The following is a 9,240-nucleotide window of genomic DNA, read 5'->3' on the forward strand; positions in this document are numbered from 1 at the left end:
CGACAGACCGTCTGCCTCCGGTTCAATTGTGTATGAAAGCTGCTGCATGATAGTAATTTCTCCTTTTCCAAATTTTGTGTTTTGAGAAGCTGGCCAATGCACCGTTCAAATTGGCTAGATTCATCCAAGTGTACGAACTCAAAATGATAGTAGTAATACTATATCATAAAATTGAACAATTGGTTAAGTATGAAGAGAAAAATTAAAAAAGTTTAAACTGATGTCAAAACTAAATAGCGTGCAGAAGGTTAACTTCAAAAAGGAAATCCTTAGAGACAATGATGGCTGCACGCTGCTTATAGCTTTTGAATCGAAAATGTGGTATGATTAAGGAAAATTGTTTTGGAGGTATTTGAGTATGGCAACACCGCATAATCGCGCTGCAAACGGAGAAATTGCAAAGACTGTTCTGATGCCGGGAGACCCGCTGAGAGCAAAGTGGATTGCCGAGACTTATCTGGCAGATGTCCAGCTTGTCAGTGATGTCCGCAACGTGTATTGTTATACAGGTCAATATAAAGGTGTCACAGTATCCGTGATGGCTTCCGGAATGGGCATGCCATCCATTGGCATTTATTCTTATGAATTATATAAATTCTATGATGTGGAGAATATTATCCGTATCGGTTCCGCAGGAGCCTATACAGATAAACTGAAGGTATTGGATGTGGTGCTGGCAGATGCTGTTTGGAGTGAATCCACATATGGTCAGGCACAGAGCCTGGATATGAAGAACTGGCAGTATCCGTCAGAAGAGCTGAATCGACAGATCAAGGATACAGCATTGAAGATGAATAAGAAGCTTGTTTCAGGTCCGATTCATTCCAGTGATGTTTTTTATCATGAAGCGGATGCCAATGATGTACTTCGCAAGATGGTTGATGAAGAGGGGCTGCTTTGCGTTGAGATGGAATCCTTTGCGCTGTTCCATAACGCAGAAGTGCTTGGCCGGAATGCAGCTTGTCTGCTGACGATTTCTGATTCTCTTGTAACGGGGGAAGAACTGGATGCAGATGCAAGAGCAACTGCTTTTGCGGAGATGGTAGAGCTGGCCCTGGAAGCGGCTATTGCAGTTTAAACAGGATGTCTGCATCAGGGTTTGGGCGCAGATCCTGAGTCCGGCTACAATGCAGAATAAAGAATGACATCAAAGTGAGGAAAAGATAAGATGACAGTAAGAGAAAAATTGGCAGCCCTCAGAGAGAAGATGACTGCTTACAAAATGGATATGTATCTGATCGGTTCGGAGGATTTTCACGGTTCCGAATATGTAGGTGAGCATTTTAAATGCCGTGCTTTTGTTTCCGGTTTTACAGGCTCAGCGGGAACCATCCTTGTGACACAGGATTTTGCAGGACTCTGGACCGACGGCAGATATTTCCTGCAGGCGGAGGCACAACTTGCGGATACAGGCATTGAATTGTTTAAGATGGGCAATGAAGGTGTGCCGACTATTGAAGACTATATTGTGTCACACATTGAAAAGGGACAGTGCCTTGGCTTTGATGGAAGAACGGTCAATGCCAGAAATGGTCAGGACTATGTACGCAGACTGAGTGAAAAAGGAGCGTCTGTCAATGGCCGCTATGATCTGGTGGATGAAATCTGGACTGAGCGTCCGGCACTTTCTGCAGAGCCTGCATGGCTGTTGGATATTGCTTATGCCGGCCAGTCCAGAGATGACAGAATTGCCCTGATCCGTCAGGAAATGGCAGAGAAGAAAGCGGACTGGTTTGTACTGACTTCTCTGGATGATATTGCATGGCTTCTGAATTTCAGAGGCAACGATGTACAGGATAACCCGGTTGTTCTGGCGTATCTGATGATGAGTGCCGATAGTCTGAGACTTTATACCAATGCCGCAGATTTCAAGGAAGCGGACAGAAAGACATTGGAGAACGCCGGTGTAGAATTTTTTGAATACAATGGCATTTATGAGGATGTGGCAAAACTGACAGAGAACCAGACCGTGATCTATGATGGTTCAGCGCTTAACTATGCTATACTTGAGAGAATGCCGGAATCTGCGAAGAAGGTTGATGAACAAAATCTGACATTGCTTCCGAAGGCCATCAAGAACCCGGTGGAAGTAGCGAATATTCGGCAGGCTCATATCAAAGATGGCATTGCCCTGACAAAATTTATGTATTGGCTGAAGAAGAATATTGGCAAAGTACCAATGACAGAAATCAGTGCTGCAGAGAAGATGGAAAGCTTCCGCAAAGAGCAGGAAGGCTATCTTGAACCTAGTTTTGAACCCATCAGCGGATATGCGGAACATGGTGCCATTGTGCATTATTCTGCAACACCGGAGACAGATGCCAAGCTGGCGCCAAAGGGATTACTTCTGATGGATACAGGCGGTCAGTATCTGGAAGGAACAACAGATATCACACGTACTTTTGTACTGGGTGAGCTGACAGAGGAGGAGAAGAAATTCTTTACACTGGTACTTCGGGGCAATCTGAATCTCGCAGGTGCGCATTTCCTGCACGGATGCAAAGGTTATAATCTGGATTATCTGGCAAGAGAACCTCTGTGGCAGATCGGCATGGATTATAATCACGGTACGGGTCATGGTGTTGGCTATCTGTTGAATGTGCATGAGAGTCCGAATGGCTTCCGCTGGAAAATGCTGCCGAATCGCAATGAAGGCTGTGTTCTGGAAGAAGGCATGCTGACGTCAGATGAACCTGGGGTTTATCTGACGGATAAATTCGGTGTGCGGCATGAGAATCTGATGGTCTGCATGAAGGGCGAGAAGAATGAATACGGTCAGTTTATGTACTTTGATACCGTGACACTTGTACCGTTTGATCTGGATGGTGTAGATCCGTTATTGATGACAGAGCGTGAAAGGCAGCTGCTGAATGATTATCATCAGAAGATTTACGAGGTCATCGGACCGCATCTGAATGAAGAAGAACAGGCTTGGTTAAAAGAGGCTACACGGGCCATCTAACTGATGGGATACATGCTGTGCGGCTTTTAATGAGCAGGAGAGATCAATGCAGAGAATATATTTAAATGACAACTGGTATTTTGCAAGAAATTATACAGAGGATCTGTTGAACCCGGAGGCTGATCTGTCAGAACTTCGGAAGGTGCGGATTCCACACAGTGTGTGTGAATTGTCCTACAGCAATTTTGATGAAATGTCTGTGCAGCAGCTTTGCGGATACAGACGTAGTCTGATAGTAGAAGATGCATGGCGCGGAGGTCATTTGATACTGACCTTTGAAGGGGCAGCCCATGAAGCTGCCGTCTATGTGAATGGGAAGCTGGCGATGAAACATTATGGTGGATATACAGCTTTTTCGGTGGATATTGTACCGTTTCTTGCGGATGGACGTGAACAGGTGATTACCGTGCGCTTAGACAGCAGAGAAAAACTGAATCAGCCGCCTTTTGGATCGGTGACAGAGTCACTGACTTACGGCGGCATATATCGGGATGTTTATCTGGATGTGAAGGATGAATATTATATAGAAGATATTTATACAGCCACCCCGGATGTCAGAACCGATGAAAAGATATTAAAGGCACAAATTAAGCTGAATGCGTATACGGAAGGATTGAGACTGGCCGCTCATCTGGATACCTGGACAGAGATTCCTTTGGAGGGTGAAGATCTTCAGCATTGGGATTTAAAAACAGCGGATGTGCATTTCAGAACGTCCTGTCTGACCTATACAGTGCCGGAAGCGATGCTATGGGATGTGGATATGCCGATTCTCTATGTACTGACGGTGGAACTTCTGAAAGATGGACAGTGTGTAGACACGAAGAAGGTAAGAGTCGGATTCCGGGAAGCTGTTTTTGATGGAGAGGGATTCTGGCTGAATGGACGTATCCTGAAATTATGCGGTTTTAGCAGATATCAGAGCTGGCCTTATGTGGGGTATGCTATGCCGAAATCACCGCAGCAGCTGGATGCGGATTTGTTGAAATTCGAGTTGGGAGCGAATGCGGTGCGGACGATGCAGGGGCCACAGTCGCAGTATTTTATGGACAGGTGCGATGAGATTGGCCTGCTTGTCATTCCTGAAATTCCGGGCTGGCAGTTTATCGGCGATACACGGTGGAAGAAAATTGCTGTGAGAAATGTCCGTGAAATGGTGATGCAGTATCGCAATCATCCATCTGTGATCCTGTGGGATACGCGTATCAGTGATTCTGATGATGAAGATGCACTTTATTATAAGACAAGCCGTCTGGCCAGAGAACTGGATGTCTATCGGCAGACAGGCGGTGAGAGAGATTTTGCAGGCAGTCATTTTTATGAAGATGTGTATTTGTATGATGATATGAGTGAGGATGCTGCCAGTGCTTCTATCAGCAGTGAAAATATCATTCAGGATTTGTCGAAAACTTGCCTTTTATCCGGGCACAGAAGTCTCAATGTGCAGGTAAATGGCGGAGCGGGGATAGATGATTGGCTGTGTCAGACCATGCGGCAGGCAAGCGTGTGGCGGGCTGTGGAGAGCAATGACAGTTTTGCAGGCAGTCTGGCGCCTGTTATGACAGATTATCCGGTCAGCCGCAAGTACAGCGGCAGTGACGGCATTTGCAGCAAAGGGCTTATGGATGCGTTTAGAAATCCGAAGATGGCGGCTGCTTTTTTCAAGAGTCAGCGGGAGGACGAACCAGTATGTGCAGCAGTTTTGCCGATGGATGACCGGCTTATGGTCATGACCAATGCAGACCATATTTTACTTTACTGTGGCGAAAAGCTGATTGGTGAATTTTATCCGGATGAAACGGTATTCAGAGATCTGGTACATCCGCCGATTTTTGTTGAACATCTGTCCGAAATTGTTCGTACAGGAGAAAAACCAAAAGAACAGAAACAGAAAGGAACGTCAAACAGAGTCTTTTTGAAAAAAGAATCCGAGAAGGATCAAGAGCTGTTTGTTCAACAGAAATCCGAGCTGGCATTTTCCAGAAGATACGCGGTGACATGGCGCATTGAGGCCATCAAAGATGATACGGTTGTTGCCGGGACAAGTATTACGCCGACACCTGAAGTCAGACTGCAGATTACAACGGATCGTCAGCATATGATGGAAGAAAACAGCTACGATGCAGCAACTGTGCACATTGAAGCTGTCGGTGAGAGTGGTCAGCATCTGTATGGATATGAGACGCCGCTGGTACTGAAGACAGAAGGTGATATTGAACTGATCGGGCCGTCGGTGATTGTTATGAAAAACGGCTTTGCGGGCACTTATGTACGCTCAATCGGCAAAGCAGGAAGTGGACGGCTGATGATTCAGGATGGACATGGAGAAGCAGTTGTCGAATTTTCTGTGGAAGTATAGTGTATGAATATTTATTTTGCAAATTATGACAGAAATGGCATGACGGTCGTTGAGGAGAGCAAATATCAGCATGCTGTCGGCCGTCAGCTCTTAAAAACAGCACTTCTCAGAGCAGGAGTTTCCAAGGATTTCCTGTCAAAGGAAGAAAGTCTGATATTTGCATATGGGCCATCCGGCAAGCCATTTTTTCACGATTTACCGGATGTCCATTTTAATATCAGTCACACCGGCGGATTGGTGGTGTGTGCGGTAGGAAATATACCGATAGGCATTGATGCAGAAAGGATCAGGCCCTATCCCAAAAGTGTTCTTCGAAAAATAACAGATAGAGAACGCTTATATATTCAGAAATCAGATAGGCAGGATGAGGCCTTTATGCGTGTCTGGACGATGAAAGAAGCGATGATCAAACTGACGGGAGATGGACTTGCGGCTTTTGAAAGGACAGAATGTGTGCCGGGAGAGGTATTGCATATGTACAGCAAGAGGACGGTGTGCGATGAAGCGGCTGCATCCGGTGCGCTGTCAGATATTCATTGCCGACAGTTGGTCTGGCAGGGGCAGTATGTCATAACAGCTGTTGAAAATACGAATAAAAATCAGGATTGCATCTTTTCAAAAAAGGTTTACAATAGACTGTAGCATTATACAGGAGGATAAGAAGATGGAGTTTAATTTTGCCAGTCGTCTGGATTCCTTTGAAGAAGGTATTTTTGCGACTTTAAATGATAAAAAGAACGAGCTGGTGAAGGCCGGCCGGAAGGTTTACAATATGTCTGTAGGTACACCGGATTTCAAACCGTCCCAGCATATTATGGATGCAGTCAGTGAAGCTGCTTCAAAGCCTGAGAATTACAAATACGCATTGGCTGATCTGCCGGAACTGTTGGATGCAGTCAGCAATCATTATGCAGAGCGCTATGGTGTTAAGGGCATTCGTCATGAAGAAATTATGTCTATTTATGGTTCCCAGGAGGGAATGGCGCATATTGCCATGGCGATTTGTGACCCGGGAGATGTAGTGCTTGTGCCGAATCCGGGTTATCCGGTTTTTACAGCAGGCCCTTTCCTTTGTGGTGCAAAGGTGGAAACCTATGACCTGCATCCTGAGAACAATTTCCTGATTGAATTCGACAAGATTCCTGAAGAACAGGCAAGACGGGCAAAGATGATGATTGTGTCCTATCCGCTGAATCCGGTCTGTGTGACAGCACCTGATTCTTTTTATGAAGAACTGATCACATTTGCGAAGAAATACAACATTATCATTCTGCACGACAATGCTTATTCGGATATTATTTATGGTGGCAGAGTCGGCAAATCATTCCTTTCTTTTAGGGGAGCCAGGGACGTGGGCGTTGAATTTTATTCATTGTCCAAATCCTATAATTATACAGGTGCCAGAATGTCCTTTGTTGTAGGCAATCAGGCAGTTATTGATAAGTTTAAAAATGTACGTTCCCAGATTGATTATGGTATTTTCCTGCCGGTTCAATATGGTGCCATTGCAGCCCTGACAGGTCCGCAGGACGCAGTGAAAGCACAGTGTGAAGAATATGATCGCCGTAATCATGCCCTTTCAGAGGGACTGACATCTATCGGATGGAAAGTGCCTCTCAGCCAGGGGACCATGTTTTCATGGGCTCAGATTCCGGAAGGCTTTGCCAATTCCAATGAATTTGTGATGGAATTAATGGAGAAAACCGGTCTTATAGTGACACCGGGCAGCAGCTTCGGAAGCCTTGGAGAAGGCTTTGTCCGTTTTGCATTGGTTTTGGATGTGCCGACCATTCAGGAAGCTGTTCGGTCCGTCAAAGAAAGCGGAATATTGAATAGTAGGATGTGATAGAAGATGTATGATGAATTATCTGAGGCAGATATTCAGAAGATGAAGGAAGAGATTGAACACCGTAAGGTTGTTGTCCGTAAGGAGGCACTGGCGGCTGTCAAGGAAGCCAGGGAACAGGGAGATCTCAGTGAAAATTTCGAGTATCAGGCAGCCAAGAGAGAAAAAAACCGAAACGAAAGCAGAATCCGCTATCTTGAAAGAATGGTCAAGACAGCAAAAGTCATCAAGGATCATTCCAAGGATGATGAGGTCGGACTGAATAATACGGTAACGGTTTATTTTGAAGATGAAGATGAGGAAGAAACATACCGTATCGTAACGACCGTCCGTGAGGATGTGCTGCATGGTCTGATCAGTATTGATTCACCTGTCGGTAAGGCATTGTTGGGGCATCGTGTCGGTGATACAGTCCATGTCCAGGTCAATGACAAGTACGGTTATGATGTAGAAATCAGAAAAATTGACAAAACGACGGACGAAACAGACGATAAAATCCGAGATTTCTAAATAGGCAGAACGCACATAGAGAAATCAATAACCGGTCAAAAAATAATTCAAACACAGGCCAGGTGTTTGAATTATTTTTTGACCTTTTTTGTATTTTGAGCATACTCTGATGATTAAAAAAGGGCAGATTTCAACACATAGAAAATATGAAAATTTAAATACTAAGTAAATAGATATTTTATGAAATAGGAGGAGAACAGAATGCTTGTTGATTATCTGAGGGTTTTTATAACAGGCGGCGTTATCTGCGCACTGGTGCAGCTTCTGATGGAGAAGACAAAGATGATGCCGGGGCGGATCATGGTACTTTTGGTATGCTCAGGCGCCATTCTTGGCATGTTGGGAATTTATAAGCCTATCGTTGATTTCGGGCAGGCCGGAGCAACGGTGCCGCTTCTTGGTTTTGGGTATAACCTGTGGAAGGGGGTGAAAGAAGCTGTAGACAATCAGGGATTTTTCGGGCTTTTTACGGGTGGCTTTACGGCTTCGGCAGTAGGAATCAGTGGATCAATGGTGTTTGCATTTTTGGCATCCCTGGTGTGCAATTCCAAAATCAAGAAATAAGAGCATGAGCTGAAGGATTTCGCAATAGATAAAAAGTATAAATAAAGTGAATATCGTGTAGTCAAAATCTAAAAAGGCTTCAAAATAACAAACACCATACAGGATTTGTTGTTTGAAGCCTTTTAAATTAGTCTTAGACTATGTGCAATGTTTATTGCTCGGCGCCAGTGTTATCGCCACCGGAATTATCGCCACCGGAATTGTCGCCACCGGAATTGTCGCCACCGGAATTGTCGCCACCGGAGTTGTCGCCGCCGGAGTTATCACCGCCGGAGTTATCACCGCCGGAGTTATCACCGCCGGAATTGTCACCGCCGGAATTGCCGCCACCTGAATTATCGCCGCCGGAATTGTCAGCACCGGAATTGCCGTTGCCGGAATTATCCCCGGACGTTGTGTTCGAGCTGTTGCTGTCGGAGGACGATGATGAGCTGCTGTCATCATCATAACTATTCTCGTAATAACGATAGCTATGCTTCGAACAGTATTCCGTCGGCGCAGTATCTTTGGCAAAATACTCGGTAATAACGTTGCAACCATAAGATGCCAATAAACCTGTGCTGCTGCAGACGCGGATCTTCTCAACGTCAGACGGCATCACGAAATCTCTGTCCTCATAGCCCTCAAGGACTTCATTCATAATATTCTTCCAAAGTACCTTGTGCGCGTTGTAGTTACGTCCGAGACGGTAGCGCATCAGTGTACTGTCGTCATAACCAAACCAGATACCGGCTGTGTAATAAGGTGTATAACCAACGAACCATAAATCCTTGTAGTCGTCAGTTGTACCGGTCTTGCCTGCCTCGGCAATACCGTAATTGGAAATCTGTGCGGAAGTACCTGTACCCTTGGATACAACGTCTTCCATGGCACTTGTCAGGAGCCATGCAGTAGAATCTTTCATGGCTGTGTGCTTCTCAGGTACATTGTCCAAAAGTACATTGCCGTCCTTGTCCAGAATTTTGCTGTAAAGGATAGGCTCTGTATAGACACCGCCGT

8 protein-coding genes are annotated in these 9,240 nt (G+C 45.3%); 7 read left to right on the top strand and 1 reads right to left on the bottom strand.

From position 1 onward, the window contains the following. Window positions 1–358: 358 nt before the first annotated feature. The 7 genes from deoD to WMO25_RS10345 all read left to right on the top strand — a co-directional run bounded on the left by deoD (window position 359) and on the right by WMO25_RS10345 (window position 8,241). A complete protein-coding gene (deoD, locus tag WMO25_RS10315) occupies window positions 359–1,078 on the top strand; it encodes a purine-nucleoside phosphorylase (RefSeq protein ID WP_215688919.1) in 720 nt (239 codons plus the stop codon). Between the two features lie 90 nt (window positions 1,079–1,168). Then, on the top strand, window positions 1,169–2,962 hold the full coding sequence (locus tag WMO25_RS10320; protein ID WP_349085242.1) for a M24 family metallopeptidase: 1,794 nt from the start codon (window positions 1,169–1,171) through the stop codon (window positions 2,960–2,962). Between the two features lie 46 nt (window positions 2,963–3,008). Further along, window positions 3,009–5,321: a glycoside hydrolase family 2 protein gene (locus tag WMO25_RS10325; RefSeq protein ID WP_349085243.1), complete on the top strand. Its 2,313-nt coding sequence runs from the start codon at window positions 3,009–3,011 to the stop codon at window positions 5,319–5,321. Between the two features lie 3 nt (window positions 5,322–5,324). After that, window positions 5,325–5,963 carry a 4'-phosphopantetheinyl transferase family protein gene (locus WMO25_RS10330; RefSeq protein WP_349085244.1) on the top strand — a complete coding sequence of 213 codons (639 nt, stop codon included), beginning with the start codon at window positions 5,325–5,327 and terminating at the stop codon, window positions 5,961–5,963. Between the two features lie 22 nt (window positions 5,964–5,985). Further along, on the top strand, window positions 5,986–7,167 hold the full coding sequence (locus WMO25_RS10335) for an aminotransferase class I/II-fold pyridoxal phosphate-dependent enzyme (RefSeq protein WP_349085245.1): 1,182 nt from the start codon (window positions 5,986–5,988) through the stop codon (window positions 7,165–7,167). 6 nt (window positions 7,168–7,173) lie between these two features. Next, entirely contained in the window at window positions 7,174–7,677 is a 504-nt protein-coding gene (gene greA / locus WMO25_RS10340; protein WP_015512665.1) for a transcription elongation factor GreA, read from the top strand. Window positions 7,678–7,878: 201 nt separating this feature from the next. Beyond that, the gene (locus WMO25_RS10345; RefSeq protein ID WP_349085246.1) at window positions 7,879–8,241 is read left to right on the top strand and encodes a SpoVA/SpoVAEb family sporulation membrane protein; all 363 of its coding nucleotides are present in this window, start codon (window positions 7,879–7,881) and stop codon (window positions 8,239–8,241) included. 151 nt (window positions 8,242–8,392) lie between these two features. Here the strand turns inward: WMO25_RS10345 and WMO25_RS10350 are convergent. Continuing rightward, a partial coding sequence (locus WMO25_RS10350) for a penicillin-binding transpeptidase domain-containing protein (protein WP_349085247.1) occupies window positions 8,393–9,240 on the bottom strand: 848 nt, incomplete at its 5' end.

The organism is Coprococcus intestinihominis (assembly GCF_040096555.1).
Classification (GTDB): Bacteria; Bacillota; Clostridia; order Lachnospirales; family Lachnospiraceae; genus Coprococcus_A; species Coprococcus_A intestinihominis.

Bases quoted from the DNA above. Each gene is read 5' to 3' on its own strand.
- deoD (WP_215688919.1), top strand. From the start codon at position 359: ATGGCAACACCGCATAATCGCGCTGCAAACGGAGAAATTGCAAAGACT.
- WMO25_RS10320 (WP_349085242.1), top strand. From the start codon at position 1,169: ATGACAGTAAGAGAAAAATTGGCAGCCCTCAGAGAGAAGATGACTGCT.
- WMO25_RS10325 (WP_349085243.1), top strand. From the start codon at position 3,009: ATGCAGAGAATATATTTAAATGACAACTGGTATTTTGCAAGAAATTAT.
- WMO25_RS10330 (WP_349085244.1), top strand. From the start codon at position 5,325: ATGAATATTTATTTTGCAAATTATGACAGAAATGGCATGACGGTCGTT.
- WMO25_RS10335 (WP_349085245.1), top strand. From the start codon at position 5,986: ATGGAGTTTAATTTTGCCAGTCGTCTGGATTCCTTTGAAGAAGGTATT.
- greA (WP_015512665.1), top strand. From the start codon at position 7,174: ATGTATGATGAATTATCTGAGGCAGATATTCAGAAGATGAAGGAAGAG.
- WMO25_RS10345 (WP_349085246.1), top strand. From the start codon at position 7,879: ATGCTTGTTGATTATCTGAGGGTTTTTATAACAGGCGGCGTTATCTGC.